Source organism: Micromonospora sp. LOL_025 (assembly GCF_048060285.1).
GTDB lineage: Bacteria > Actinomycetota > Actinomycetes > Mycobacteriales > Micromonosporaceae > Micromonospora.
Genome location: NZ_JBHMIR010000010.1, coordinates 161,007 through 186,137 on the forward strand (window position 1 = coordinate 161,007; position 25,131 = coordinate 186,137).

The following is a 25,131-nucleotide window of genomic DNA, read 5'->3' on the forward strand; positions in this document are numbered from 1 at the left end:
GGTCACGCCTTCTTCCCCGTTCCGGTCACGGCGCCGGACAGGGCCGTCGCCATCCGCATTCCTTCCGACCAGGCCACCGGCCCGACCTCGGTCAACCGCAACGTCGGCCCGTCCACCACCGACCAGGAGAGATTGCCCAGGGTCGCCTCCGAGTCCCAGTAGTCCTCGTCGAACCACATGGCGGCCTCGACCGTGCGGCCGGCCTCCCAGACCCGGCACTTGACCTGCGAGCCGGAGACCCGGAAGCCGAGCGTGGCGGCCCGGGCGGCGAGCCGGTTCGGCACGGTGGTGCCGCGGAAGTCGGTGATGGTCGTGTCGCGCTGTTTCAGGTCGTCGGGTCTGCCCCAGGTGCCCCGGTGCAGCTGCTCGATCCGCTGGGTGACGTCCAGTTCGTCGGCGAACCCGCGCAGGTCGGCCAGCTCGGGCAGGCGCACCGGGTGGGGCAGCGTGGCGCTGACCGGCGAGAGCCGGACGGTCTCCCCGTCGAGGTTGACCACGCGCAGGTCGCCGGTGTCGGTGACGTCGCGCAGGAAGCCCGGCTCGGCCGGGTCGTCCCCGAGCACCACGAGGTCGCGCAACGCGTCCTGCCAGGCCGGGTCCGGCCAGACCCGGGCCAGCAGCCCGGTCGGCACCGGCAGCGAGGACACCACCCAGGCGTCGACCCGGGCCAGGCACTCCGCGGCGTGCCGGTCGAGCCACTGGCCGAGCTGGCGCAGCCGGTCGACCTCGGGGTCGTCCCGCAGCGCCTTCGGCAGAGTCTTCAGCGGACGGCCGCCGGCCCGCGGGCCGGTGGACCGGGCCGCCACCTTTCCGTCCACGAGAGAGATCTCGTACGAGTCCCCCACCGGTAGCCAGCCCATCAGGAATACCCTCCGCAGTGGCAGAACAGCCAGATTTCGTGAGGAATCGGCCGTGATCGACAACGAGGGCACGCTAACAGTAGTGACCGACACGACAGCGACCCATCGGCCGGTCAGCCGAGCCGGGGTCGGCGGGACGAGAGGGCGCGATCCGCGGAAGTCGCAGGTCCGGCGGGTCCGAGCGCGCCGCGAACGGTCGGTCGCGGTCCCGGCGGGGAGACGCGGCGATGATCTAGGTCACACCAGGGCCGTCGGCGGCCGGAGTCGGCCCCGGCCGGCGATGGGCATGGCGGTACGGGCTCAGCAGTGGCGGACCGACGACGCCGGGCCGGCGCGTTGCGGCTCGACGGACGGCTGATCACGCTGTCGGCGCGCCAGCGTGGTGGTCGAGCACCTTGCCGAGCAACGCGACCAGGGCCTGCCGTTCGGTGGCCGACAGCGGGGCGAGCAGCTCGTCCTGCACGTCGTCGAGCGCCCGGTCCAGCCGCCGGAGCTGCCGGACGCCCGCCTCGGTGACGGTGACGATGTTGCGTCGGCGGTCCGCCGGGTCGGCGCTGCGCCCGACCAAGCCCTCCCCCTCCAGCTCGGTCACGGCCGCGACGACGTCGCTGCGGTCCATGCGGCAGCGCCGCCCCAGCTCCGCCTGGCTCGCGGGGCCGAACTCCCGCAACGCGGCGAGCACCCGGTAGTGGTAGCCCCGCGCGCCGGCGGCGGCGAACCCCTGGGAGACGAACCGCCTCGCGTGCACTGCGGTCTGAGTGATGAGCCAGGTCGCCTTCGTGGCGAGGCGGTCCGGTGTCGGTTCCACGGGTGACCATGCTAACAGGACGTTGGCCGCGCCAACGATCTGCCTTACCGTTGGCCGCACCAACGATACGGAGGATCGAGATGTCACACGTGACCGACCGCGCCGAGATCGCCGAGCTGGTCGCCAGGCTCGCGCGGGCGCTGGACGAGCGGCGCTTCGAGGACCTGCGGGTTGTCTACGCCCCGGACGCCGAGACCAGCAGCCCGCGCGGGGCCCTGCGCGGCATCGACGAGATCGTCGACGTCGTCCGGCGAACCAGCCCGGAGGAGGAGTTGACCCAGCACTTCAACACCGACGTGGTGGTCGACCTCGACGGCGACCACGCGGAGGTCGGCACCCATCAACTCGTGTACTTCTTCCACCGGGGCGAGGCGCCGCACCGGACCGCCGGCGTCCGGGCCCGCTACACCGCCGCACGTACGCCGGTCGGCTGGCGATTCGCACAGGCCCGGATCTCCCCGCTCTGGCAGCAGGTCCCGACGTCCTCGTGAACTCGGCGCCATTCGCCGACAGCGGCGAGGTGACCGGCGGGCCCGGCGGCGTTCAATACTCGGCTGCGGACGCCGCCGGCCCGCCCTTAGGCTCCCGGCCTACGCGCCGGCAAGGCGTCCTGTCGACAGCGGTCACACCGCCGATCGGAGATGCGCAGAAGATGACGTGCCACCTGTTCGCGCTCAGCCTCGATGCGAACCAACCTCCGCGTCTCGCCCGGTTCTGGTCCGGGGTCCTGGGCTGGGACATGCTCGACGATCCACCCGACGGTGTCGCCCTGCTGTCCGGTGACGACACCGGGTTCCGACTCCGTTTCCTTCCGACCGAGCGGCCGAAGGCCGGCCCGAACCCGATGCACTTCGACCTGACTAGCGCATCCCTCGAGGACCAGCAGCAGACGGTGGCCAGGGCGGTGGAACTCGGCGCACGGCACATCGACGTCGGCCAGCGCCCCGAAGAGGGTCACGTGGTGCTCGCCGACCCCGGGGGCAACGAGTTCTGTGTCATCGCGCCGGGCAACAACTTCCTCGCCGACTGCGGATTCGTCGGGGCGCTGGCCTGCGACGGCTCGCAGGAGGTCGGATACTTCTGGAGCGAAGCGCTGGGCTGGCCGCTGGTCTGGGACCAGGACCAGGAGACCGCGATCCGCTCACCGCTCGGTGGCCCGAAGATCACGTGGGGTGGCCCACCGTTGAATCCGAAGACCGGCAAGCAACGCCTGCACTTCGACCTCGCCCCGCCCGCTGACGGCGATCAGCAGACGGAGGTCGACCGGCTGCTCTCCCTGGGGGCCACCCGGATCGACATCGGCCAGGGCGAGGTCGGCTGGGTGGTCATGGCCGACCCGGACGGCAACGAGTTCTGCGTGTTGCCGCCCCGGTAGCCACCCCGGCCCCGACGGCGCGGGCGTCCGGAAGGTCGGCGGCAGGTGTCAGCGCAGCCGCGACCTCCGGTACGACGGCAACCGCGCCCTGCTCAGTTGCGGGGCCAGACGCGGACCGGCACCCGGGGGAACGCCGCCGTCAGGAAGTGCTCGGTGAGGCGGTCCCGCAGCAGGCAGTCCGGCCAGGCGTCCAGCACCTCGGGCAGGGTGCGGTTGCCGAGGGCGAGCTGGAGCAGAGCGCCCGGCGGGACGGCGGCGTGGGTCGCCGGGTCGGTGGCCGGGCCGACCGTGCCGCGCACCGCCGTCACCGCCGTCAGCTCGCCGTCGGTGAACACCAGCCGGGCGGCGGGGCCGTACATGTCGATGGTCAGTGTGGCCTCACGCCACCGCAGGCCGGCCGCGCGCCAACGGGCCCGCAGCAGCGGCACCAACCGGGCGAGCAGGTCGACCGGATCGCCGCTGCGGACGTACCAGCCTCTGGGCCGCCTCGGTACGCCCGGCGGGCCGAGGCGCACCAGCGGGTGCTCGTGGTCGAGCGCGGGGCAGACCGCGACGAACGGCCGACCCGCCGACGCCTCGTACCCTCGACCGATCCGGGCCAGGTACGCGTGCATGGCTACGGCGGCCTGCGGCCAGTCGGCCGTGCGCGTACAGGCCGCCGCGAACACGGCCAGCTCGCCGGCGGCGTTGAGCCGGGCACCGTGCACCAGGTATCCACGGACTTCGGCGCCTCGCACCAGGACGGCGACGACGCGCCGGGCGAGGTCCGCCTGACGGCGTCCGGCGATCTCGTACCGCCACACACCCGCGTCCCTCGGGCAGACCAGGGCGTCGCCGTCAGCGAGCCGCCGGTCGATGTCGGCGAGGGCACCCGCGTCCGCGGCGGTCGCCGAGCGCAGCGTCAGGCCGTCGGAGGGGCCGTCCGGCCGGGCCTGCCCAGTGGCCGGCAGTGCGGTGGCGGGCACCGCCGGCGCGCCGCCGCTGGTGAGGGCGTAGTCGTAGCCGAGCCGCCGGTAGAAGTAGGGGATTCCCTCGATGACCTGGACGGGCACGCCGCGGGACGCGTACCGCTCGTGCAGCGCGGCGAACAGCCGCTGGGTGAGCTGGTTCCCGCGGTGCTCCGGCGCCGTACCGACCAGCTCGACCTGGGCCACCGGCAGGCGCACCCCGGCCACGCTCCAGTCCTGCCGGAGGCCCACGAGGCTCGCCGCCGGGCGGTCGGTCGCCAGGTCCACCGCGACCAGGAAGTCGTCGGGCACGACCGAGGGGTGGCCGGTCAGCAGGCTCTCGACCCAGGCGGCGATGCCGGGGTGCGGTTTCCCGCCGGTCACCCACTGCAGCTGGACCGACGCGTGCAGGGCGGCGAGCTCGGGCGCGTCGGAGGGTCGGCCGGCCCGGATCACGTAACCGTCGCTCTGCCTTGTCATGCCTTACCTTCGCACAGGAGCCTCCGTCGGTGGCGTGCCGAGGCGAGCCGCGCCGGAACCACCCGCGGCGCCGCCGTCGATCGGGTCGGCGCCACGGTGGCGTTCGGCGCCCAGGCTCGGCGCACGGCCGGGATCGGCGTGGTCAGCGGATCCCGCCCGTCGCCCTGCGCCGGGACGGCAGCGCGCGACGGCCGCCCCAGCTCAGGTGCCGGTTCAGCAGGTGGTGTTGCCGGCCGGGACCCAACCGTCCACGGACGGGTGCTCGGCGCCCTGGCCGTAGATCCAGACATCGTCGTCGACGGCCGAGACCTGACCGTGCCAGCGGAACCCGCGCCCGGCGGTCAGGGTGAGCAGCACGTGACCGTGCGGCTCGGCGCGCAGCCAGGTGTTCTGCCGGAGGTTGCAGACGATGCCCCACGCGTCGCTCGCCGAGGCCGGCGCGGCTACCACAGCCGTACCGGAGAAGACGACGGTCGCGACCGTCAGGGCGTGTAGAAGGCGATGTTTCACTCGGGTCCTCTCGACTGTGGACGGTGACGGACTCTGATTGTGGTCGATGGGTACGCCCCGGCGTCACGGGGGGCGGCATCGAGTCGGGGACCGCCAGGCACAGCCGGGGCGGCGGCACTCAGTGGAAGGAGCCGTTCCCGGTCGGGACGTCGCCACGGGGCGCCGGTCGGGCCGGCGGACCCCCGCCGGAGACAAGCGAACTTGACAACCGCGGAGAGTGTCAAGCACGCTTGTCGCGACAAGGTCACTTGACATCAGGGGGTGTTCATGAAGAACGACCTCTGCGCGCTCCGGCTGGCCACCGGGCTGTCCCAGCGCGAGCTGGCCCAGGCGCTGGGCGTCTCGCGACAGACGATCAACTCGATCGAGAACGGCCGCTACGACCCCTCCCTGCCGTTGGCCATTGCCATCGCGCGCCACTTCCACCGCACCGTCGAGGAGATCTTCCATGTCGACTGATCGACACACGGACAGGCGCAGGGCCCTGGCTCTCGGCGTCGGCATGGCGATCGTGGCGCTGCTGATCGCCGTGGGCCTGCTGCTGCGCGAGCACGCGCCCGGGAACATGGGAGTGGGCTTCCTCCTGGGCGCGGCGCTCGGGCTGATCGGTGTCGGGGTGATGGCGTGGCGGCTCAGCAGACGACCGGAACGCGCGACGACCTTCGAGCGGGCGTGGTCCCAGTCGGGTGACGAGCGGGACGACGCCGTCCTCACCCGCGCCCTGGCCGTGCTCGGGCTGCTCGCGCTGCCGCTCACCGGCACGGCGGGGATCGCGATCGGGCTCGGCGCCGCGGTCGAGATGATGCTGGCGCTGCTGATCCTGGCGGAGGTCCTGGTCGGGGCGACCGCCTTCGCGGTCATCAACCGACGCAGTTGAGCGCGGATCCGAGCGCTGTGCGGCTTTTCGCCGGCTTGACGGCAACTCCCGCCATCTGACATCACCCGCCGGCGGCAGATGTATCTACTCGCATCGATCGGACTCCGTAAGGATGTCCACCCGCCCACGCCACCACCTCGGGGCGAACGGCGATCCCCCATCATCGGGAGGAAATGTGTCTACCAGACTCGCAGGAAGAGCGCGCCGTTCGACGCTCGCCCTGCTCACCGGCGCGGCACTGGCGACGCTGTTGTCCGTCACCGCGGCCGGTGCCGCACCACTGGCCGGCCCGGCGGAAGGCCCCGCCACCGCCGCCGCGGTCGACGTGTACATGAAGGACACGGCCGCCGACGTGGGGCTCGAACCGCACGCGCTCAACCCGCTCTGGCAGAGCGCGGACATCAAGGTCTGCCACACCGCCGTCGAGTGCGCGACCAGCCAGAACCCGATCGTCGGCCAGCGGAACTACATCTTCATCAAGCTGCGCAACCCCGGCCCGTACGGCGACAGCGTGATGGAGGAGGGCACGATCTGGGTCTACCGGACCACGCCCGGCGGCGGGGCGGCCTGGCCGGGGGCGTGGACGCAGATCGGCGCGATGGCGGTGCCGGTCTACCCGGGCGTCACCTCGGTCACCATCCCGTGGGACAACGTGCCCGGCCCGGGTCACTTCTGCCTGCTGGCGCGCTGGGTCTCCCCCAACGACCCGATGACCTTCGAGGGACCGGACATCGGCGTCAACACCCGCCACAACAACAACATCGCCTGGCGGAACGTGGACTCGGTGGCGGTGACCGCCGGCGGCCTCGCGCAGACGCGGCCGTTCGCCATCGGCAACACGCTGACCCGGCCGGCCCGCAGCAGCGTGGTCTTCAGCCAGACCGGGGCGCCGTTCCAGGCCGCCGGTGGCCGGCTCGTCGCCGACCTCGGCCCGGCCCTGTTCGAGCGCTGGGCCAAGGGCGGCAAGGCCGGCAAGGGTGTCCGCGAGGTGGGCCGCAACCAGGTCGAGATCGTCGACATCGGCCAGGCCAGCCTGGACAACCTGGAGCTCAACCCCGGTGAGCGGCTCGCCTTCTCGCTGCACTTCACGGCGGCCGTGCCGACCCAGGAGAAGACCGCCGTCAACGTGACCCAGGTCGGCCCGGACACCACCGGCGCCGCGCGGGCCGACCTCGGCGGGGTGCGGTACGACATCACGGTGGCCCAGCGGGCCAGGTAAGCGCCCGCAAGGGGCAGGGACGGAGGTCGCGGACGGGGCCCGCGACCTCCGTTCCGCACGTCCGGCGGTGTCGCCGCCGCCGCGGCGCTCCCGGGCCCTCGACGGCCGGCCTCCGGGCCCGCTCGGTGTCCGGCTCAGCGCAGGGTGACCCAGGTGGTCGCCACCGCGTACCCGGCGGTGCGGGCGCAGAGCTGGACCGGGCCGGCGGGCGGCATCCCCATCGAGAAGTAGCCGACCGCGTCCACCGGCACCTCCTCGTACGGGCCGACGGAGGTACGCGCGATGACCCGCCCGCCCCGGGCCGGCGAGAGCTGCCCGACGATGCCGGTCGGGGTCACCTCGATCTCGACCACCACCGCACCGGTGCGGAACGTCAACGTGCGCGCCGAGCCGGCGGACCGGGTGGGACCGGCCGGTTCCGGGTCGCAGGCCGAGTCGAAGGTCAGCTCGGCGAGGGCCAGTTCGGCGTCGACGGTCCGCCAGCTGAACGCGGCGAGGGCCGCGGCCAGGAACTCCTCCGGCACCGGGCCGGAGTCCCGCAGGGCGGCCCTCAACTCGGCCAGCAGGGCGTCGTCAGCGGCTGGCGGCCACGGCTCCATCCCGGTCACCTCCGCTCCCCTCGTCGCCCGGGCGCGCCCTGAGGAACGGGGCGAGTGCCGGACAGTTCCGCAGCTTGTGCAGGCACCGGGCCTGGCTCGGACCGACGCTGCCCACCGGCATGCCCAGCCGCGCGCCGATCTCGCGGTAGCTGACCGGCGGATCGGCCATCAGCAGGGCCAGCAGGTCCCGGCAGCGCGGCGGCAACTGCGCGAACGCCTCCCGCAGCGCCTGCTGCCGCTCGGCGCGCAACAGGTCCTCGTCCGGGGTGACCGGATCCACCAGCAGATGGGCACCGACGTGCCCGTCGACCGAGTCGTCGTACGGGTCGAACGGCTGGGTCCGCCGGCCGAGGCGAAGCAGCCGGTAACACTCGCGTCGGGTGGTGGTGATCAGCCAGGCGGGCAGGGCGTTAGACTCCCGCAGCCGCCCCAGGTGCTCCACCGCGCGCAGCCAGACGGTCTGGTTGACGTCCGCCGCGTCGACCGGGTCGAGTCCGTACGACCGGATCACCGAGAGCACCAGTGGGGTGTAGCGGCGCACCAACTCACCCCACGCCCGCTCGTCACCGCAGGAGGCGGCGGCGACCAGCCCGACGGTGCCGCGCTCGCTCACCGGTACGACGCCCGGCGTGCCGATGCCGGCCTCACGCGACGAGTACGCCGTAGTCGGGATGCCAGCGCGGGCCGGCGACCAGCGCGGCTCGGGCCGCCTCCGCGCCGAGCCCGGCGCTGGTCATCAGCGCGGCCAGTCGCCCGGCGACGTGGCCGGTGGCGAACGAGGTGCCGGCCCAGGCGGCGAAGCCGTCGAAGTACCGGATCGGTTGGCCCGGCAACTGGAGTCGGCCCCTGACGTAGGTGCTGGTCCGCTCCCCCAGGGCACAGGCGTCCACCCACGACCCGTAGCTGCTGTACGGCGCCGGCACCGGGCCGGTGGATCCGGCGCTCACCGCGCCCACCGCCAGGACCCGGTCCAGGGCGGCCGGCCAGGCCCGCCGGCTGTTGCCGGCATTGCCCGCCGACGCCACCACCGCCCGGCCGGGCAGCCCGGCCAACGCGTTGACCAGTGGCAGCGGGGGCTGGTCGTCCTGGGTGAAGTAGCCCAACGAGAGGTTGACGACCGACACCTGCGGACCGAGCCGGCCGAGGGCGGCGACCAGCATCTCCTCGTCGCCGACGCCGGTGGCGTTCAGCGCGGCCTCGGGATCGAAACGTACGCCCGGCGCGGCCTGCCGGACCACTCCGGCGACGAAGGTGCCGTGGCCACCCTGCAGCGCCAGCACGTCGGCCCCGACGTAGACCGCGTCCTCGTCGTCGGTCTCGGGAAGATAGCTGCCGGCCAGCCACTGCGGATGACGGGAACCGGCCAGCCGCCAGATGCCGGTGTCGCAGATTCCCACCGTCACTCCCGCGCCCTCACCCGCGCGCGCCGGATCCGGCGCCGGCAGCGCGGCGGCGACCCGGGGCGGACCGCCCGGGTTGCCCATGATGTTGCCGAAGCCGAGCAGGGCGTGGTGCGGCTGGACCAGGGGCGCCGGCTGCCCCGGCCACTGCTGCGGGTCGCGGAGCCTGGTCACCACCGACGGGATGTCGGTCTCGGCGGCGAAGCGGAGCCGGGCGACCCCGCCGAAGCCGACGCCCTCGGTGACCGGGTGGCCGTAGCTGCGCAGCCGACTCACGACCCGCTGCACGTCCGGGTGGGCCACCAGCAACTGCCGGGGCCGGTAGAGGAACTCCCGGCCCTCGACGGCGTACCGGCGCAGGTCGGGGTCGGCGGCCAGGGCCTCCAGGAAGACGCGCTGGTAGGTCGCGTCGGGTGACTCGCCGGCGGCGGCCGGGCCGCCCCGCCCGACGAGACCGAGCGGCGTCGCCGCGGCGGCCAGGGCGGACCAGGCCATGACCTGCCGACGGGACAACCCGGCGGGCGGGCGCGACGCGAAGGAGTCGTCAGACGGCACCGGTCCTCCAGGCGGTCGAAGATGCGTGGTCGGCGACGGGCCGGGCGGCTACGGAAGCGCTCTCCGAGGCACCGGACGATTATTTCAAAGGATAGTCGAGTGTCAATTGATCGTCGGTCAGGCGACTGATGCCCGTCCGCCCCGACGCGATTGACCGGGCAGCGCGACTGCGGGATTCTTCTTGGCATGGCCGACAGCGCCGTTCCCGGTGCCGTCCCGGCCCAGGCCGCGCTCGACGCCGTCCAGCGCTACCCCCGCGAGGCGATCGCGATCGCCCGGCAGGTCCTCGCCGCCGGTCACGCCGACGCCGACGAGCGCTCCACCGCCGAGCGCGCCATCGGGCTGGCCCTGCGGGAACTCAACGACCTGCCGGGCGCCCTACGGCACCTGCGCCGGGCGGTGCGGGTCACCGACTCGCCGCGGGTGCGGGCACTGGCCCGGATGAGCCTCGGGTACGTCCTGGCCAACGCCGGACGCACCGGCGCGGCGCTACGCGCGGTGACCCTGGCCCTCCCCCGGTTGACCGGCGCCGACGCCGGCCGGGCCCGGATGCAGCGGGGCGTCGTGCTGCACTACCGGGGGCGGTTCGACGAGGCGGTCCGGGACTACGGCCTCGCGGTGGAGATCGCCCAGCGCGAGGGCGACCTGCTGCTGGAGGCGCGGGCGCGCAACAACCGTGGACTGCTCAACGCCCACCGGGGCACCAGTCGGGACGCCGACGACGACCTGTTCCGCTCCGCGGCCATCTTCAGCGGGCTCGGGCTCGACCTGGCCGCCGCCGACACCCGCTGGAACATCGGCATCGCCGCCGGCCAGCGCGGCGACGTCGCGGGCGCGCTGCGCACCTTCGCCACCGTCGGCGACGAGTACCGCCGGTTGTCGGTGCCCCGTCCGGCACTGCTGCTGGACCGGTTCGAACTGCTGCTCTCGGTGCCGCTGGTCGACGAGGCGGTCGAGGTCGCCACCTCCGCCGTGACGGAGCTGCGGCGGCGGGGCATGGCCTCGGATCTCGCCGAGGCGCTGCTGGCCCGGGCCCGGGCGGCGCTGCTCGCCGGCGACCTGGGCACCGCCGCGACCGCCGCCGCCTCGTCCCGGGCCCGCTTCCGCCGCCAGGGACGCCGCATCTGGGCCGCCTTCGCCCGGCACGTCGAGCTGCGCGCCGAGTTCGCCCGGGGCACCCGGTCGACGACCCTGCTCACCGCCATGGTGCGAACCGCCGGGCAGCTCGACGCCACCGGCTGGCCCTCGCCGGCACTGACCACCCGGATCGAGGCCGCCCGGCTGGCCGAGGCGATGGGCCGGCCCGCCCGGGCGGCCGAGCTGCTGGCGGTGGCGGCCCGCGCGCACCGCCGGGGCACCGCGCCGCACCGGGCCCAGGGCTGGTACGCGCTCGCCCTGCGTCGCCGGCTCGACGGTGACCTGCGGGGCGCCGCCCGGGCCCTGCGCCGGGGACTGGCGGTGCTCGACGGCCACCGGGCCTCCCTGGGCGCCACCGAGCTACGCGCGCACAGCGGGGCGTACGGGCACGAACTGGCCGCCGAGGGGCTGGACATCGCCGTCCGCACCGGCACGCCCGCCCAGGTGCTGGCCTGGGCGGAACGCTGGCGGGCCAACGCCCTGCGGATGCGCGCGGTGCAGCCGCCGCAGGACCCCGAGCTGGCCGCCGCCCTGGCCGAGCTACGGATGGTCAGCACCGCCCTGGAGGACGCGCTGCTCGCCGGGCACCCCGTGCACGCGTTGCGGCGCAGCCAGGCCCGACTCGAACAGCGCATCCGGGAGCTGGCCCGGGGAGCGGACGGCGGAGCCCGGGAATCGGGCGGCGGCGGCCTGGTGACACCGCCCACGGTCGGCGCCCTCGCCGCCGCGCTCGGCGACGCCGTACTGCTGGAACTGGTGGCACACGGGCCACGGCTGCGGGCCGTACTCGTCCGCGACGGCCGGACCAGCCTGCACGACCTCGGCCCGCTCGACGAGGCGCTGGGCCGGGCCCGCCTGCACCGGTTCGGCCTGCGCCGGCTGGTCACCACCGGAGACTCGGCCGGCGCCCGGGCCGGGGTCGAGTTCGCCACCACCGCGCTGGACCGGCAGCTCTTCGACCCGGTACGCCGGCTGCTGGGCGACCGGCCGCTGGTGATCGTCCCGATCGGCGCGCTGCACGCCGTTCCCTGGTCGGGTCTGCCGACCTGCGCCGGCCGGCCGGTGACGGTGGCGCCCTCGGCGACGGTCTGGTTGCACGCCGTAGGCCGCACCGTCCCGGCCGGCCCGCCGGTGCTGGTGGCCGGGCCCCGACTTCCTGCCGCAGAGACCGAGGTACGCCAGCTCGGCGCGGCCCTGCCCGGCTCCCGTCCCCTGACCGGCTGCGCCGCCACCGCCGACGCGGTCACCGACGCGCTGAACGGGACCGGGCTGGCCCACATCGCCGCGCACGGCACCTTCCGCGCCGACAACCCGCTCTTCTCCACGTTGGAGCTGGCCGACGGGCCGTTGACGGCGTACGGGTTGGAGCGGCTGACCCGCCCACCGGGCTGCGTGGTGCTCTCGGCCTGCGACTCCGGCCTCTCCGGCGTCCGGCCCGGCGACGAGGTGATGGGCTTCACCGCCGTGCTGCTGGCCCTCGGCACCCGCAGCCTGATCGCCACCGTGTTGCCGGTCCCGGCCGACCTGACCACCGCGCTGATGCTGGACCTGCACCGGCGGATGCGTGCCGGTGCTGCGCCGGCGGCGGCACTCGCCGAGGCCCAGCGCGCGTTCGACACCGACGGCGGCGGTGCCGCCCACGCCACCGCCGCCGCCTTCGTCTGCTTCGGCGCCGGCTGACCTGCGGGGGAAGACCGCAGTACCCCCATCCGGCGGGCAGGGACTGCTCGGGCTCCCCCAAGGTTGTCGCAGGCTTCGTCCGGGAGGTCCCCGAGCTGGCCCGCAACCGGCGCGAACGTTGGTGGCGGGCGACGCACACCCGCACCTCCTGGGAGCCGGTCGAGGCGCTGGCCGACCCGGAACGCAAGGCCGCCTCCGACCTGTTGCGCCGCGCCATCCTCGACCGGTACGTCGACCGCATCCGGACCTACCTCGACGCCGAGGCCACCCTCGAACCGGAGTCGGTACGCGGCACCACCAGCAGCGACTCCACGCTGCACCTGACCAGCGACGAGCTGGTGGAGCTGCGCGCGGACCTGGCGGCCCTGGCCGAACGCTGGCGCGCCCGCAGCGACGCCGGCCGAGCCGACGCCCGCACGATCGCCCTCATCTACCACGCCTTCCGGGACCCGCGATGACGTTGGCCACGTCACGCCGGGCCCCGCTGCTCGGGCTGCTGGTCGGCCACGCGGTCTCGCTGACCGGCAACATGCTGACCCTGATCGCGCTGCCGCTCTACGTGCTGGCCGAGACGGACTCCCTCGCCGCCACCGGGCTCGCCGGCGCGTTCGCCACCGCCCCGGTCGTGCTCGGTGGCGCCTTCGGCGGCGTGCTCGTCGACCGGATCGGCTACCGCCGGGCCAGCGTGCTGGCCGACCTGGTCTCCGGCGTGACGATCGCCGCCGTACCGCTGCTGCACGCCACCGTCGGGCTGCCCTTCCCGGCGCTGCTCGCCCTGGTCTTCGTCAGCGGCCTGCTCGACACCCCGGTCAGACGGCCCGGACCGCGCTGCTGCCCGAGGCGGCGGCCGCCGCCGGGGTGCCGATCGAACGGGCGATCGGCTGGTTCGAGGCCGCCGAACGCGGCGCCCGCCTGCTCGGCGCGCCGGTGGCCGGCCTGCTGGTCGGCACGCTCGGCGCCTTGACCGCCTTGGCAGTGGACGCGGTCACGTTCGCCGTCTCGGCGGCAGCGGTCCCGGCGCTGGTGCCGGCGAGCCTGCGCCCGGCCGACAGCCCGACGGCAGCCTCCGGCGGTTACTGGCAGGACTTCATGGCCGGGCTGCGCTTCCTGATTCGCGAACCACTGCTGCGCGCCATGGTGCTGCTGGTACTGGTCACCAACCTCCTCGACGCCACCAAGAGCAACGTGCTGCTGCCGGTCGTCGCCACGCGGGACCTCGGCGGTGCCGCCGCGTTCGGCCTGCTGGTCGGCGCGATGGGCGGCGGCGCGCTGGTCGGCTCGCTGCTCTTCAGCGCCGTCGGGCACGGGCTGCCCCGCCGGCCACCTTCGTCACCGCCTTCGCCGTCGCCGGCGCCCCACCCTTCTGGGCCCTCGCCGCCGCCCCGCCGCTGCCCGTGGTGGCAGCGGTCTTCGCGGTCGCCGGCCTCGCCGCCGGCGCGATCAACCCGCTGATCGGCGCGGTGAAACTCGAACGGGTGCCCGCGCACATGCGGGCGCGCGTGTACGGCGTGATCGGCGCAGGCGCCTGGGCCGCCATGCCGCTCGGCGCGCTCGGAGCCGGCCTGGCCGCCGACCGGTTCGGCACCACCGCCACCCTGCTCACGGTCGGTGCCTGCTACCTGCTCGTCGTGCTCGCCCCGCTGCTCGGCGGCCCCTGGCGGACGATGCGACGACCCCCGGTTCCCGAGCAGCGGCAGCCGGAGGGAACGGCCACGACCGCCGAGGCCCGGCCCGGCTGACTGTGGCAGGACCACCGGACCCTGATCGCCGGTGGTGAGGGGCGCGGACCTGACCTGAGAACAGGTGTGGCGGCCTGAGAACAACAAAGGCAAGGAGGAGAACTCCTTGCCACTATCAACGTATACCGCACCCCCGGGCTTGCGGCAAGACCCCGGTCGTGGCACACAATCGTCGGCCGAGCGCAGGAATTGCACACCATGGGGGAATTCATGTTCGATGTGATCATTGCCGGCGGCGGGCCGACCGGCATGATGCTGGCAATCGAATTGCGGCTGCGGGACGTCGACGTACTCGTACTGGAGAAGGAGGCCGAACCGCCGCCGTTCGTGCGGTCGCTCGGGCTGCACGTACGCAGTATCGAGGTGATGGATCAGCGAGGGCTGTTGGAGCGGTTCCTCGAGAACGGCACGCAGTACCCGATCCGGGGATTCTTCGCGGGCATCGAAAAGCCCGCTCCCACCGGGCTGGACACCGCCCACGGATACGTGCTCGGCATTCCGCAGACGCTCACCGACCGGCTGCTCGCCGAGCACGCGGCCGAAGTCGGCGCCGAGATCCGGCGCGGCTGCGCGGTGGTCGGGCTGGAGCAGGACGACGACGGCGTGACCGTCCACGTCGGCGATGAAACTGCCACGCCGCTGCGGGCGCGGTTCGTGGTCGGCTGCGACGGTGGGCGCAGCACGGTCCGGAAACTGCTCGGCGTCGCTTTCCCCGGCGAGCCGTCGAGGATCGACACGCTGCTGGGCGAGATGGAGGTGACGGCGTCCCCGGACGACATCACCGCAGTGATGACCGAGGTGCGCAAGACCGAGAAGCGCTTCGGGATCGGGCCGTCGGGCAAGCCGGGGGTGTTCCGGGCGGTCGTGCCGGCGGAGGGCGTGGCCGAGGACCGTTCGGTGCCGCCGACGCTCGAGGATTTCACGCGGCAGCTGCGCAGGTACGCCGGCACCGACTTCGGCGCTCACTCCCCCCGCTGGCTGTCGCGCTTCGGCGACGCGACCCGCCAGGCCGAGCGCTACCGGGTCGGACGGGTGTTTCTGGCCGGGGACGCCGCGCACGTCCACCCGCCTTTGGGTGGGCAGGGGCTCAACCTCGGGATCCAGGACTCGTTCAACCTTGGTTGGAAGCTGGCGGCGGCCGTCGACGGCTGGGCACCGGACGACCTGCTGGACAGCTACGAGTCCGAGCGGCATCCGGTGGCCGCCGACGTGCTGACCAACACCCGCGCACAGATGCAGCTGACGACCAACGAGCCCGGGCCGCAGGCCGTCCGGCGGTTGATGGCGCAGCTGATGGACCTCGACGACGTCAACCGGTTCCTGATCGAGAAGATCACGGCGATCAGCATCCGGTACGACTTCGGCGCGGGCCATGCCCTGCTCGGGCGGCGGCTGCGCGACGTCCAGCTGACGCACGGGCGCCTGTTCGAGCTGATGCGCGCCGGCGGCGGGCTGCTGCTCGACCGGACGGGGCGGCTCTCGGCGCACGGCTGGGCCGGCCGGGTCGACCACATCGCCGACCGCAGCGGGGAGCTGGACGTGCCGGCGGTACTGCTCCGGCCGGACGGGCACGTCGCGTGGGTCGGCGAGGACCAGCAGACGCTCGATGCCGCGCTGGCCAGGTGGTTCGGCGCGCCCGGCCGCGCCGGCCGGATCAGCCGAGGCGCTACCGCAGGAGCTCCTACGGCCGGGTGAGGGACGCGTCGAGGACCGCGGACGCCCCGGGGGTGCCGGTGCGCGGTGTGAGGCGCGTGCGACGCCGACGGCCCGGCGCGGGAGAGCATCCGCGCCGGGCCGTCGGACGGGTCAGCTCGCGGTGCAGGTAGGCGTGCCGGTGGGGCCGGTTCCGCTGCCCTGGAAGCCGAACTCGGTGACGGCTCCGGCGGCGAGCCTGCCGTTGTAGTCCACGTTGCCGAACGTCACGGCGCCGCTGGCCCCGGTGGCGCGCGCGCTCCACGTGTTGGTGACCGTCGCGCCGGCCGGCAGGGTGAGGGCGACCGCCCAGCCGTTGATCGCCGCGGCTCCCGCGGTGACGCGTACCGTGGCGACGAAGCCGCCGTTCCACGAGTTCAGCGACACCGTCGCGGCGCAGTCGCCGGAGGGCGGCGGAGTGGTGGGCGGCGGGGTCGTCGGGGGCGCGGTGGTGGGCGGCGGGGTGGTGCCGCCGTTGAGGGCGTCGAGGGTGGCGGTGTACGCCGGCTTCTTGTTGCCGCTGCCGTCGAAGAGCAGCGGGGTGCCGCTGGCGCGCCAGGAGTCCGTGTCCCGGATGCCCCACACGGTGATGCCGGTGCAGCGGGTCACGGCGAGGCAGGCGCGCACCACCCGGCCGTAGTTGTCGGCCTGCGTCTGGCCCGAGCCCTCGATGTCCAGCTCGGTGATCTGCACGTCCACGCCGAGGTTGGCGAAGCGTTGCAGGTTGGCCTGGTAGTCGGCGGGTACCGGGGAGGCGCTGTTGAAGTGCGACTGGAAGCCGACGCAGTCGATCGGTACGCCCCGGGCCTTGAAGTCCTGCACCATGGCGTACACCGCGTTGCTCTTGGCGTTCTGCCCGTCGGTGTTGTAGTCGTTGTAGCACAGCTTCGCGGTCGGGTCGGCGGCGCGCGCGGCGCGGAACGCCACCTCGATCCAGTCGTTGCCGGTGCGTTGCAGGTTCGAGTCGCGGCGGGCCCCGCTGCCGCCGTCGGCGAACGCCTCGTTCACCACGTCCCAGGAGTGGATCTTGCCACGGTAGTAGGTCGCCACCTGGGTGACGTGGTTGACCATCGCCTGGCGCAGCGCGCTCCCGTTGAGGTTCTGCGCCCACCCCGGCTGCTGGGAGTGCCAGGCCAGGGCGTGGCCGCGCACCTGCATCCCGTTGGCGCGGGCGTGGTTGACGATTCGGTCGGCGTTGGCGAACGTGAACTGGCCCTGGGACGGCTCGGTGGCGTCCCACTTCATCTCGTTCTCCGGGGTGACCGAGGTGAACTCCCGGTTGAGGATCCCGACGTACGTGGTGTCGGAGAGCTTGTTGGCCGCCACCGCGGCGCCGAAGTAGCGCCCCTTCTCGGCGGCGGACGCCCCCAGGGTCGTCCCGGCGCTGGCGCCGGACGCCGCCGCCACCGTCGTGGCGACGACGGAGAGACCGACCACGACCGACGCCAGCGCGACGCGTGGCCGCCGGCGGGTCACCGGGCGCCCGCTGGCACGGGCGAGCGAGTTGTCCATGGCAGAGCCTTTCGATGAGCCGAATGGATGAGGAAGGCCGCCTCGGCAACCGCCCGCCACGGCGTGGGGCCGGTGGAGTGGTCGCCCGGAGACCACACCGCCGTCTGCATCCTCGACGCCGTGAGTTGATCGAAGCCCTTCCATCGGACCGTATCGGAACATGTCCGGAACCTCAACGCCCGATTATCGGATTCTTTCGATGAGTGCGCTCCGCGCATTCGCCCACGTCGGGGTCCCTCCCTGCCCGCCAGCCGAATCGGCACCGACCCAGGGACCGGAAGTTTCGGAGGTCAGGACCCGCGGCGCAGGACACCGACCAGGGCGGCCGGGTCGACGGTGGACGGCCGGTCGCTGACCTGCCCGCCCCGAGTTCGACGATGCGCCAGACGCCGTCGGCGCGCCGCACCAGGTCCACGGTCACGAACGGCAGCCCCAGCGCCGCCACCGGCCCGCTCACCGGACCCGCGTCGAACGCCTCCGGCGGCGTGTCGTGCGGACTGTCGGGATGGGCGCCGACCAGGACACAGACGCCGTCGACCCACCACGTGCGGACCTCGGCGGTGGTGAACTGCTCGAACCGTCGCAGGACCAGGCCCCCGACGAGGTCGTCGCCGCGCAGGTCGACGAAGCGGCTCGCGACCCGCCACGCGGCATCGCCGTCGTCGAGATCAGGAATGAACGCCGCCTCGTGCCAGTGGTGCTTCAACGACTTGGTGAAGTCGCGCAGCACCGCCGCCCCGCCGCCGAGCGCGCGCCTCGCCCGGTCGAAGTCCGCGCGCTCCGTGCCGACCGTCCACGCCGAGCGTGGCGTCAGTTCGACCAGGTCCGGGTACCAGCCCGGCAGCTCGTGGGCGCGCCGGTACTGCTCGCCGCTCGTACGCAGGCTGACGCCCCGGCGGGCCAACGCGTCCGCGAAGGCGGCGTACCGCTCGCTGCGCAGCATCCAGCCGCGGTAGACCGCGACGCCCTCGGCCGCCACCCGCGACACCGCCCGCGACACGTCGTCGCCACGGGCCAACGCGTCGTGGTCGACGACGGCGACCTCGACGTCGGCCTCCTGGGCGGCGCGTGCCTCCGCAGCGAAGTGGGCGTCCGGGTGGCGCGGTCGCAGCGGGTCCGAGGGAACGATCAGGAGCACGGGGGAATGCTGCCCCATCGGCGCCGGCGACGCGAGTGCCGCCGGCCGGCGGGCGCGCGGGTCACCGCGAACCCGGGCTCGGTCTCCGGCTGCCCGGCCAGGTCGCCGGCGTCGCCGCGCGGCGCCCCACCCGTCCGGAAGAGTCGGTCGCCGTTCCTATGCTGGACCGATGGACCTGGAGTTGAGCGGCGAGCTGTGGTTCTGGAGAGGCCCCGCGCCATGGCACTTCGTCACCGTTCCGGAAGAGGGCTGCCAGGAGCTGGCCGCGAGGTCTGCGGGGGTGAGCTACGGCTGGGGCATGATCCCCGTCGCGGCGCGGATCGGGAAGACCGGCTGGAGCACGTCCCTGTTCCCCAAGGACGGGCGATACATCGTGCCGGTGAAGGCGGCCGTGCGACGGGCCGAAGGGCTGGCGGTGGGCGACACCGTGAGGATCCGCCTGGTCGTCGACGGGTGAGTGGCCGGTTCCGCTCCCCGACCGGATCACGGAGGCGGCAGGACGTCGGAGGCGGTCGGTAGCGTGCCGGGGCGCGACGGGGAGGAATGACGGTGGCACTGTTACGAGCTTTCGAGGACCGCGAATACTGGCCGGAGTACGGCACGTTCCTGCTGCGCGAGGCGGACCCGTGGGGTCCGGCGCGGGTGCGGGTCGACGAGCTGCTGCGCGAATACGCGGTGAAGACGCAGCCGTGCGGCTCAATCGCCCGCGCCGGGGACGGCTGGATCGACGGCCGCGCGTCGGACCGCTACCACGAGGTGCGGCTCGAAAGCCACGACGCACCTCCGCCCGAGGACGACGACTGGGCCGACGTCGTCGAGACGCCCTTCGCCACCGGCGGGACGGTCGGCCTGGCGATGGTGACCGGTGGTTCCCCCCGCGACTCGTTCCGCCTGGGGGAGCCGGGCCTCTACCGGTTGCGTTTCTGCCGGCGACCGGCCGACGAGGGCGACAGCTACCTGCTGCGGTTCTGGCCCGTGTCCGCCAGCCCGGAGCCACCCCGGTGGATCGCGCGCAGCAGCCCGCTGCTCAGCGAGGACGACCTCGCCCAGCCGGCCCTGCGCACCCGCGGCGGCGGTCCCTCCGCACACTTCAGGTACGCCACCTCCGACCTGCTGTCGTTGCTGCTGTGGGCGCGCGAGGGCGCGGCGACCGTCACCATCGACTGGCTCGCCGATCGGCTGCTCAGCACGCCGGACGCCGTCCGGGCGATCCTGCGCCACGCCGTCGGCGACGGGCTGCTCGCCCCCTTCGACAGCACTGACGGGCCGTTGACACTGGTCGTCCAGCCGACCCCGCGCGCGCCTCGGCAACCACCGCCGCAGCCGGTGAGCCGACCGACCGGCCTCGGGCGTCTGCGCGGCACCGTGGCCGCCGCTCCGAGCGATGCCGGGCCCGGCCCGCACGCCGGTCCCGGCGGCACCGTACGGCAGCCAGGGGCCAGCGGTCCGGCCATGGCGTGGGTAACGACGAGGAGCCGCCTGTCGCCCACCCTGGAGACCCGGCCACCGGCGCTACCTCCCGGGCCACCGCCCCGCGCCGGATTCGTCGGCTCCGGGGGCGAGCTGGTCGTGTGGCGCGACGACACACCGGTGGTGCTGGCGCGCTGGCCGGGGGTCCAGGTGACGCAGGCCATGCAGAGCCGACACGGCACCGTGCTGCTCGGCAGCACCCAGACCGCGCTGGTGCGCCCCGACGGTGAGTTCGTGCTGCTCGGCACGAGCATGGGCTGGCGGGCCGTCCTGGACGCGGCCGGCGAGCGGCTGGGCGTCGTGGAGTTCCACGTCGGCCGACGATCCCGGAACCGGCTGCACCTCGTCGACCTCGCCGACGGTTCCCGGCAGAGCATGCCGTGGGACGAGGCTGACAACCTTTCCGCCGTCGGGATCCACGACGGGGCCGTGTACGCCAGCGTCGACGGCGGCGCGGCCTCGGTGCGCTGGGCGCCGGGCGAGGAGCCGGAGCCGCTGCCGCACGCGCTGCGCCAGGTCGACCCGTACAGCGGTGTGGCGCTGGCCCGTGACCGGAGCCACCCGGCGCTGCTCATCCGGCCCGACGGCGAGGTCGTCGTGCTGCCCGTGGACCCGGCCGCCGCGCTCGTGCCCGGCGGCCGGCAGTTGTACTCCTGGGTGTACGCGCCGCCGAGCCTGCGTCTGTACGACCCGGCACACCCCGACCGGCCCCGGATGCTGCCGCTGCCCGGCGGCAGCGCGACCAGCCCGGTCCCGGGCGGGCCGGTCTGGGAGAGCTCGGAGCACGTGCTCGTCCCGGCCGACCACGGACGCAACGAGTTCGGTCTGCCCCTGGTGCGGCTGCACCTTCGCAGCGGCCTGGTGGAGGGCGTGGCGTTGCCGCCCGAGGCCGGGTACCGACCGGTCCTCGTGCAGCCGCTCCACCGGCCGGCCGGGCACGGCTAACCCGCCAGCGGCCTGTCGGCCGAGCCTGGCGGGAGCGGGATTCGTCAGCACGCAGCGGTAGCGCCCGGCGGATCGACAGGGTAGAAACATGCCAACCCTTCTTTCACGGCGTGATAGAAGTCGCGGCGGCGAGAGAGCGCTCTCACGGGTGCGCTGTCCCCCGCCGCCGCCCCACGAGGCAGGTCGACGACGACCGCGAGCCGGCCATCGGCGCGCCCACCCGCGCCCGCGCCGGAACACCTCCCCCACCACGTCGCCGAGCCCGGCACCCGTCCCGGCCGGCGGAGAGGACGAACGATGAGGATGCAGTCCCCCGACGCGCGACGGCGGCTCCGCCGGACGCTCGCCCTCGGCCTGGTGCTGACGGCGGTCGCCGGCAGCACCGGCACGGCCGCCACCGCCGGACCGGCCCGCCACGGCGCTCCGGACTTCGGGCCCAACGTGACGATCTTCGACCCCGACACACCGGTCGCCGAGATCCAGGCGACCCTCGACGCGGCGCACGCCCGGCAGGTCGACGCCGAGATGGGCACCACGCGGCACGCGTACCTCTTCAAGCCCGGCAGCTACGGCACGGCCGCGCAGCCCCTCCACGTGAAGGTCGGCTACTACACCGAGGTCTCCGGCCTGGGCGCCTCCCCCACCGACGTCACCGTCAACGGCAAGATCGAGACCTACAACCGCTGCCTCGAAGGCGGCGGGACCGGCAACTGCATCGCCCTGGTCAACTTCTGGCGCACCCTGTCCAACCTGTCGCTGTCCATCAACGCCGCCGGCCAGGACGGCTGCCGCTCCTCGGCGAACTTCTGGGCGGTGTCCCAGGCGGTGTCCATGCGCCGGCTCGACATCAGCGGCGGCGGCCTGTCGCTGATGGACTACTGCACGGCCGGCCCGCAGTACGCCAGCGGCGGCTTCATCGCCGACTCCCGGCTGCCCGCCACCACCAACGGCTCGCAGCAGCAGTGGCTGACCCGCAACAGCGAGGTCGAGAGCTGGTCCAACGCGGTGTGGAACCAGGTCTTCGCGGGCACCGTGGGCGCCCCCGACGACGCCGACTTTCCCGACCCGCCGTACACGACGCTGGACACCACGCCGGTGAGCAGGGAGAAGCCGTACCTGTTCGTCGACGACCGGGGCCGGTACCAGGTCCGCGTCCCCGCCGTCCGGCGTGACAGCCGGGGCGTCTCCTGGGGTGACGGCGTGACGCCGGGCCGCACCATCGGCATCCGGGACTTCTTCATCGCCAAGCCGTCCGATCCGGTGCACGTCATCAACAGTCAGCTCGCCCGCGGCAAGCACCTGCTGCTCACCCCCGGCGTGTACGACATCGACCGCAGCATCGAGGTCAGGCGGCCCGACACCGTGGTCCTCGGCATCGGCCACGCCACGCTGACCGCCGTCGACGGCGCCGTGCCGCTCGACGTCGCCGGCGTGCCCGGCGTGGTCGTCGCCGGGGTCACCGTCGACGCCGGCCTCACCGAGTCGCCGGTGCTGCTGCGCGTGGGGCGCAAGCACGGCCGCAACGCCAGCACCCCGCGCAACCCGATCACACTGTCCGACGTGTACTTCCGCGTCGGCGGGCCGCACATCGGCAGGACGCACACCGCGCTGGAGGTCAACGCCGACCACGTCCTGATCGACCACACGTGGGTGTGGCGCGGGGACCACGGCGTCGAGGGCTTCACCGAGGGTGTCAACGGCGACACCGACCGCTGGCGCACCAACACCGGCCGCTACGGCGCCGTCATCAACGGCGACCACGTGACGGCCACCGGCCTGTTCGTCGAGCACTTCCAGCGGTACAACACGGTCTGGAACGGCGAGCACGGCACGACGGTCCTCTACCAGAACGAGCTGCCGTACGACCCGCCGACGCAGGCCGACTGGATGAACGGCGAGGTCGAGGGCTGGGCCGGGTACAAGGTCGGCGACCGGGTGCGGCACCACACGCTGCACGGCGGCGGGGTGTACGTGTTCAACCAGAACAACCCGTCGATCCGCACCGAGAACGGCTTCGAGGTCCCCGTCGCCCCGGGCGTCAGGCTGCACCACGTGATGACCGTGAACCTGAGCGCCGGCACGATCGACCACGTGGTCAACGGCGTGGGCGCGGCGGCCGACATGACGCGGGTCGGGGAACCGGTCTACGTCACGCGGTACCCCGCTCCGTAGCCGTTGCGGGAGACCGGGTCGGACGGGGCGCGCACCCCGTTCCGTCCGACCCGGTCGTCAGCCGGCGCAGTTGTTGTTGCGCGCGGGCTGGGTCAGCTTCTCCTGGGTGCCGAACTTCGCGTAGACCCGCAGGTAGCACGGCAGCTCGACGTCGCCGTAGTAACTCTGCACCTCGTTGGCGTAGTGCGTGGTGCCGCTCTGCGCGACCTGCCAGCCGCCGGCGTCGCCCGACTGGATCTCCCAGTAGACGTCGCCGGAGCAGCCCTGCAGGCCCTGCGACCAGGCGATGATGTTGGCCCCGTTGTAGATCTCGGACTGCACGAGCGTGCAGCTCGCCGCCTGCGCCGGGCCGGCGCCGGCGAGCAGCCCCACGGTCAGCATCGCTCCGGCTCCGACCGCCGACATCAACTTGCGCATGCTCGATCTCCTCCACGGTGGACGGCAGGTGGTCCACAGGAGGGTATCCCGTTCCGGAGATTAGCTCCACGACCGTCGTCGATGTCGGCGAAAAGTTTTACCGGGAGCCCTCGGCCGCCCCGCGATGGTCCGCCCACGCACCGCCTCCGGGCCGACCGCTTACATTTAACAAAGTTAACTGATAGCCTCCCGCCATCGACGAGGAGGAATGCCATGCGACTTCGACGTACGATGCCCGCGCTGCTGGCCTGCGCGGCGCTCACCGCCGCCCTGGCGGCCGTGCCCGTCGTGGACGGCCGCGCCGCCGCGAAGACCGCCCCCGACGTCGCCCTGGCGGCCTGCGCCGCGCCGGCCTGGGCCGAGGGCACCACGTACGCCGCCGGCAGCCGGGTCAGCTACGCGGGACGCTCCTACCAGGCGCTGGTGACGCACACGCCCCCGCCGGGCGCCGGCTGGCACCCCGCCGCGACGCCCTCCCTCTGGAGAGACCTCGGCGCCTGCGACGGCGGCGGCACGCCGTCACCCACCCCGACCGCCACGTCGGGGCCCTCCCCCACCCCGACGCCGACACCCACCGCGACGCCCACGCCCGGCCCGGACACCTGCGCAGGCAAGCCGAAGCCGACCGGCAAGGTGCTCCAGGGCTACTGGGAGAACTGGGACGGCGCGGCGAACGGCGTCCACCCGCCGCTGGGATGGATCCCGATCACCGACGCCCGGATCCCCGCACACGGGTACAACGTGATCAACGCGGCGTTCCCCGTCATCCGCGCCGACGGCACCGTGCTGTGGGAGGACGGCATGGACACCACCGTCAAGGTGCCCACCCCCGCCGAGATGTGCCGCGCCAAGGCCGCCGGCCTGACCATCCTCCTGTCGATCGGTGGCGCGACCGCCGGGATCGACCTCGGCTCGGCCGCCGTCGCCGACCGGTTCGTCGCGACCGTCGTACCGATCCTCCAGCGGTACAACTTCGACGGCATCGACATCGACATCGAGACCGGGCTCACCGGCAGCGGAAACATCTCCCAGCTCTCCCCGTCGCAGGCGAACCTGATCCGCATCATCGACGGGGTGCTCGCACGGATGCCGGCGGGCTTCGGCCTCACCATGGCACCGGAGACCGCGTACGTCACCGGCGGCAGCGTCACCTACGGCTCCATCTGGGGCGCGTACCTGCCGATCATCAAGCGGTACGCCGACAACGGCCGGCTCTGGTGGCTGAACATGCAGTACTACAACGGCAGCATGTACGGCTGCTCCGGCGACTCGTACCCGGCCGGGACCGTGCAGGGCTTCACCGCCCAGACCGACTGCCTCAACGCCGGCCTGGTCGTCCAGGGCACCACCATCCGGGTCCCGTACGACAAGCAGGTCCCCGGCCTGCCGGCGCAGCCCGGCGCCGGGGGCGGCCACATGGCCCCGGCGACGGTGGCCCAGGCGTGGAACACCTACCGTGGCGGCCTGAAGGGCCTGATGACCTGGTCGTTGAACTGGGACGGGTCGAAGGGCTGGACCTTCGGCGACAACGTCAGGGCTCTCCAGGGCCGCTGAGCCGCCGGACACCGGCCGCGCGGTCGCACCCCCTCCGGGGCAGGG

24 protein-coding genes and 1 pseudogene are annotated in these 25,131 nt (G+C 73.6%); 15 read left to right on the forward strand and 10 right to left on the reverse strand.

Going from position 1 to position 25,131, the window contains the following annotated elements; translation table 11 throughout:
• Positions 1-2: 2 nt before the first annotated feature.
• Positions 3-860 carry a DUF4132 domain-containing protein gene (locus ACFHW0_RS15860; protein WP_416608356.1) on the reverse strand — a complete coding sequence of 286 codons (858 nt, stop codon included), beginning with the start codon at positions 858-860 and terminating at the stop codon, positions 3-5.
• Between the two features lie 358 nt (positions 861-1,218).
• Positions 1,219-1,668: a MarR family winged helix-turn-helix transcriptional regulator gene (locus ACFHW0_RS15865; RefSeq protein WP_416608358.1), complete on the reverse strand. Its 450-nt coding sequence runs from the start codon at positions 1,666-1,668 to the stop codon at positions 1,219-1,221.
• Between the two features lie 80 nt (positions 1,669-1,748).
• Here ACFHW0_RS15865 and ACFHW0_RS15870 point away from each other — a divergent pair, with 80 nt between their 5' ends.
• Both ACFHW0_RS15870 and ACFHW0_RS15875 read left to right on the forward strand, forming a co-directional pair.
• Positions 1,749-2,159, forward strand: coding sequence for a nuclear transport factor 2 family protein (locus tag ACFHW0_RS15870; RefSeq protein ID WP_416608359.1), 411 nt, complete (start codon positions 1,749-1,751; stop codon positions 2,157-2,159).
• A gap of 161 nt (positions 2,160-2,320) precedes the next feature.
• Entirely contained in the window at positions 2,321-3,043 is a 723-nt protein-coding gene (locus ACFHW0_RS15875) for a VOC family protein (protein ID WP_416608361.1), read from the forward strand.
• Between the two features lie 92 nt (positions 3,044-3,135).
• Here the strand turns inward: ACFHW0_RS15875 and ACFHW0_RS15880 are convergent, their stop codons facing one another.
• Both ACFHW0_RS15880 and ACFHW0_RS15885 read right to left on the reverse strand, forming a co-directional pair.
• Positions 3,136-4,470, reverse strand: a complete 1,335-nt coding sequence (locus tag ACFHW0_RS15880; protein ID WP_416608363.1) for a GNAT family N-acetyltransferase — start codon at positions 4,468-4,470, stop codon at positions 3,136-3,138.
• A gap of 213 nt (positions 4,471-4,683) precedes the next feature.
• Positions 4,684-4,980, reverse strand: coding sequence for a hypothetical protein (locus ACFHW0_RS15885; protein ID WP_416608365.1), 297 nt, complete (start codon positions 4,978-4,980; stop codon positions 4,684-4,686).
• A gap of 267 nt (positions 4,981-5,247) precedes the next feature.
• Here ACFHW0_RS15885 and ACFHW0_RS15890 point away from each other — a divergent pair, with 267 nt between their 5' ends.
• The 3 genes from ACFHW0_RS15890 to ACFHW0_RS15900 all read left to right on the forward strand — a co-directional run bounded on the left by ACFHW0_RS15890 (position 5,248) and on the right by ACFHW0_RS15900 (position 7,076).
• Complete coding sequence (locus tag ACFHW0_RS15890) at positions 5,248-5,439, forward strand: helix-turn-helix transcriptional regulator (RefSeq protein WP_121399264.1); 192 nt, start codon at positions 5,248-5,250, stop codon at positions 5,437-5,439.
• On the forward strand, positions 5,429-5,857 hold the full coding sequence (locus ACFHW0_RS15895) for a hypothetical protein (protein ID WP_416608367.1): 429 nt from the start codon (positions 5,429-5,431) through the stop codon (positions 5,855-5,857). Before ACFHW0_RS15890 ends, ACFHW0_RS15895 begins: the two co-directional genes overlap by 11 nt.
• 175 nt (positions 5,858-6,032) lie before the next feature.
• Positions 6,033-7,076 (forward strand): hypothetical protein, encoded by a 1,044-nt coding sequence (locus ACFHW0_RS15900; protein WP_416608369.1) that lies wholly within the window; start codon positions 6,033-6,035, stop codon positions 7,074-7,076.
• Between the two features lie 134 nt (positions 7,077-7,210).
• Here ACFHW0_RS15900 and ACFHW0_RS15905 read toward each other — a convergent pair whose 3' ends face one another.
• Genes ACFHW0_RS15905 through ACFHW0_RS15915 form a run of 3 tightly spaced genes read right to left on the reverse strand, consistent with a single transcriptional unit; the run spans position 7,211 to position 9,630 of the window.
• On the reverse strand, positions 7,211-7,675 hold the full coding sequence (locus ACFHW0_RS15905; protein ID WP_416608370.1) for a hypothetical protein: 465 nt from the start codon (positions 7,673-7,675) through the stop codon (positions 7,211-7,213).
• Entirely contained in the window at positions 7,650-8,288 is a 639-nt protein-coding gene (locus tag ACFHW0_RS15910; RefSeq protein WP_416608372.1) for an RNA polymerase sigma factor, read from the reverse strand. The genes ACFHW0_RS15905 and ACFHW0_RS15910 overlap by 26 nt, the downstream gene beginning before the upstream one ends.
• 31 nt (positions 8,289-8,319) lie before the next feature.
• Positions 8,320-9,630 carry a S8 family peptidase gene (locus ACFHW0_RS15915; RefSeq protein ID WP_416608374.1) on the reverse strand — a complete coding sequence of 437 codons (1,311 nt, stop codon included), beginning with the start codon at positions 9,628-9,630 and terminating at the stop codon, positions 8,320-8,322.
• Positions 9,631-9,816: 186 nt separating this feature from the next.
• On the opposite strand from ACFHW0_RS15915, the gene ACFHW0_RS15920 reads away from it, so the two are divergent.
• The 6 genes and pseudogenes from ACFHW0_RS15920 (at position 9,817) to rox (ending at position 15,881) form a co-directional block, all read left to right on the forward strand.
• A complete protein-coding gene (locus ACFHW0_RS15920) occupies positions 9,817-12,447 on the forward strand; it encodes a CHAT domain-containing protein (RefSeq protein WP_416608376.1) in 2,631 nt (876 codons plus the stop codon).
• A gap of 203 nt (positions 12,448-12,650) precedes the next feature.
• A complete protein-coding gene (locus tag ACFHW0_RS15925) occupies positions 12,651-12,905 on the forward strand; it encodes a hypothetical protein (RefSeq protein ID WP_416608378.1) in 255 nt (84 codons plus the stop codon).
• Positions 12,902-13,411, forward strand: a complete 510-nt coding sequence (locus ACFHW0_RS15930) for a hypothetical protein (protein ID WP_416608380.1) — start codon at positions 12,902-12,904, stop codon at positions 13,409-13,411. Before ACFHW0_RS15925 ends, ACFHW0_RS15930 begins: the two co-directional genes overlap by 4 nt.
• A complete protein-coding gene (locus tag ACFHW0_RS15935) occupies positions 13,375-13,899 on the forward strand; it encodes an MFS transporter (RefSeq protein ID WP_416608450.1) in 525 nt (174 codons plus the stop codon). The genes ACFHW0_RS15930 and ACFHW0_RS15935 overlap by 37 nt, the downstream gene beginning before the upstream one ends.
• Positions 13,830-14,186: pseudogene (locus ACFHW0_RS15940) on the forward strand (MFS transporter); the annotation flags it as partial. The gene ACFHW0_RS15935 and the pseudogene ACFHW0_RS15940, both read left to right, overlap by 70 nt.
• Positions 14,187-14,396: 210 nt before the next feature.
• Positions 14,397-15,881, forward strand: a complete 1,485-nt coding sequence (rox, locus tag ACFHW0_RS15945) for a rifampin monooxygenase (RefSeq protein WP_416608382.1) — start codon at positions 14,397-14,399, stop codon at positions 15,879-15,881.
• A gap of 111 nt (positions 15,882-15,992) precedes the next feature.
• On the opposite strand, the gene ACFHW0_RS15950 is transcribed toward rox, so the two are convergent.
• Both ACFHW0_RS15950 and ACFHW0_RS15955 read right to left on the reverse strand, forming a co-directional pair.
• The gene (locus tag ACFHW0_RS15950) at positions 15,993-17,390 is read right to left on the reverse strand and encodes an endo-1,4-beta-xylanase (RefSeq protein ID WP_416608383.1); all 1,398 of its coding nucleotides are present in this window, start codon (positions 17,388-17,390) and stop codon (positions 15,993-15,995) included.
• A 172-nt stretch (positions 17,391-17,562) separates the two neighbouring features.
• Positions 17,563-18,528: an ATP-grasp domain-containing protein gene (locus tag ACFHW0_RS15955; protein ID WP_416608385.1), complete on the reverse strand. Its 966-nt coding sequence runs from the start codon at positions 18,526-18,528 to the stop codon at positions 17,563-17,565.
• A 169-nt stretch (positions 18,529-18,697) separates the two neighbouring features.
• On the opposite strand from ACFHW0_RS15955, the gene ACFHW0_RS15960 reads away from it, so the two are divergent.
• From ACFHW0_RS15960 to ACFHW0_RS15970, 3 genes are all read left to right on the forward strand, one after another.
• The gene (locus tag ACFHW0_RS15960) at positions 18,698-18,985 is read left to right on the forward strand and encodes a DUF1905 domain-containing protein (RefSeq protein WP_416608387.1); all 288 of its coding nucleotides are present in this window, start codon (positions 18,698-18,700) and stop codon (positions 18,983-18,985) included.
• 92 nt (positions 18,986-19,077) lie between these two features.
• Positions 19,078-20,943 carry a hypothetical protein gene (locus tag ACFHW0_RS15965; RefSeq protein WP_416608389.1) on the forward strand — a complete coding sequence of 622 codons (1,866 nt, stop codon included), beginning with the start codon at positions 19,078-19,080 and terminating at the stop codon, positions 20,941-20,943.
• A 303-nt stretch (positions 20,944-21,246) separates the two neighbouring features.
• Positions 21,247-23,115 (forward strand): adenylyl cyclase, encoded by a 1,869-nt coding sequence (locus ACFHW0_RS15970; protein WP_416608452.1) that lies wholly within the window; start codon positions 21,247-21,249, stop codon positions 23,113-23,115.
• A gap of 57 nt (positions 23,116-23,172) precedes the next feature.
• Here ACFHW0_RS15970 and ACFHW0_RS15975 read toward each other — a convergent pair whose 3' ends face one another.
• Complete coding sequence (locus ACFHW0_RS15975; RefSeq protein WP_416608391.1) at positions 23,173-23,532, reverse strand: hypothetical protein; 360 nt, start codon at positions 23,530-23,532, stop codon at positions 23,173-23,175.
• 213 nt (positions 23,533-23,745) lie between these two features.
• Between ACFHW0_RS15975 and ACFHW0_RS15980 the strand changes: the two genes are divergently transcribed.
• Positions 23,746-25,086 carry a carbohydrate-binding protein gene (locus ACFHW0_RS15980; protein WP_416608393.1) on the forward strand — a complete coding sequence of 447 codons (1,341 nt, stop codon included), beginning with the start codon at positions 23,746-23,748 and terminating at the stop codon, positions 25,084-25,086.
• Positions 25,087-25,131: the final 45 nt, after the last annotated feature.